A 1,919-nucleotide genomic window follows, 5' to 3' on the forward strand; every position below is an offset into this window, starting at 1 on the left:
ATAGTATCTATTTAATCAAAAGGCTTTCAATTGAAAGCCTTTTGATTAAATAGATACTATTAAGCTAAGCGCACAAATTGGTCACCTTTATCGCTAGACCGCCTTGGCTGGTTTCACGATATTTTGAGTGCATGTCTTTACCAGTTTCATACATAGTCGCGATCACTTTATCTAGGCTCACTCTAGGCTCAGAGTTACGACGCAGCGCCATGCGTGATGAGTTAATAGCTTTAACAGATGCAATTGCATTACGTTCAATACATGGCACTTGAACTTGGCCAGCAACAGGATCGCAAGTTAAACCAAGGTTATGCTCCATACCAATTTCAGCAGCCATACACACTTGAGCAGGCGAGCCGCCCATTAGTTCTGCTAAGCCAGCGGCAGCCATTGAGCAAGCAACACCGACTTCACCTTGGCAGCCCACTTCAGCACCTGAAATAGATGCATTGCGTTTATATAGCGAGCCGACTGCAGCGGCAGCAAGAAAATAACGGCTACACTCTTTCGGACCCACTTTTTGAATAAACTTATCGTAGTAAGCTAATACCGCTGGAATAATCCCCGCTGCGCCATTGGTTGGCGAAGTGACCACACGGCCACCAGCCGCATTTTCTTCACTGACCGCTAAAGCAAACAGGTTGACCCAATCAATGATTTCCATCGGATCGGTACTGGTACGTTCGCAGCGTAATAATTCACGATGTAATGCAGGTGCGCGGCGAGAAACCTTCAAAGGGCCAGCTAGTACCCCTTCTGTAGCGCAGCCTTTTTCAATGGCATTTTGCATGGTTTTCCACACTAAGCTAAATCCTGTATACATGGATTCTTCACTGCGAAAACACAACTCATTTTGCTTCATCAAGCCACTAATGCTTAAGCCTGAATCTTTACAATGGGCCACTAGCTCATCAGCATAATTGAAATGAAAAGGCACTTTCACACCCGTACTGTGGGTTTGATTAAATTGGCTTTCTTCTACGATAAAGCCACCACCTATTGAATAATAAGTGTTGCTATAAACGCATTTATCACCAATCCAAGCATGTAATTTCATGCCGTTTTCATGAAGCGGCAAAGTATCAGGGTGAAAAATGAGGGCGTCATGGGGGAAATCCACATGGTGAATCGCATCGCCAATTATAATTTCTTGAGTTTTCTCAACCTGAGCAATAAAAGGTTCTATAGTTTCAATTTCAACGGTTTCAGGCTCATTACCTGCAAGCCCCATAATGATTGCAATATCAGTATGATGTCCTTTACCCGTTAAAGACAGTGAACCATAAACATCGACGGTAAATTTAGTAATTTGAGTTAGTTGTCCTTGCTCAATTAAGTCATTAATAAAACAATTTGCCGCTTTCATCGGCCCAACGGTATGAGAACTAGAAGGACCAATACCAATCTTAAAGATTTCAAATGCACTAAACATAAATAAACCTCAATGCTCTACTGGTTAAAGCAGCAAAGCTGAAAACTAGAAACACAGGAGCGCAAACTGCACTCCTCGAATAACCACATAACCTATATATCACTGGCTTAGATATCCGTGACTTAGATATCAGTGACTTAGCTCATTAAACCGAACAGAATTGCAGTCATCGCTAACAAACCTGCAATCACAACAAACACATTGCTGATACGACCGCGGTAAGCTTTTAAAGCTGGAACTTTATGTACTGCGTACATAGGCATAAGGTAAAGAATCGCTGCGATAATTGGGCCGCCTAAGGCTTCAATCATTCCAAGAATACTTGGGTTAATCACCGCTACAATCCAGATGCTGAAGAACATGAAACCAAGAATGAACTTGTTCAATTTAGCATCTGACACTTCTTTATTGCTGCTACGTAATTGCTTAGTGATCATGCCTTTTAAGCCTTCAGTCGCACCTAAGTAGTGACCAAAGAAAGATGARA

General features: G+C 42.2%; 1 protein-coding gene and 1 pseudogene. Both read right to left on the reverse strand.

Annotated features, from left to right (window positions below; genetic code table 11):
• Positions 1 to 64 precede the first annotated feature (64 nt).
• On the reverse strand, positions 65 to 1,432 hold the full coding sequence (locus tag FNZ24_RS21375) for an L-serine ammonia-lyase (protein ID WP_153916815.1): 1,368 nt from the start codon (positions 1,430 to 1,432) through the stop codon (positions 65 to 67).
• Between the two features lie 137 nt (positions 1,433 to 1,569).
• Positions 1,570 to 1,919: pseudogene (locus FNZ24_RS21380) on the reverse strand (HAAAP family serine/threonine permease); the annotation flags it as partial.

This window comes from Shewanella sp. TC10, from assembly GCF_009663145.1.
Classification (GTDB): domain Bacteria; phylum Pseudomonadota; class Gammaproteobacteria; order Enterobacterales; family Shewanellaceae; genus Shewanella.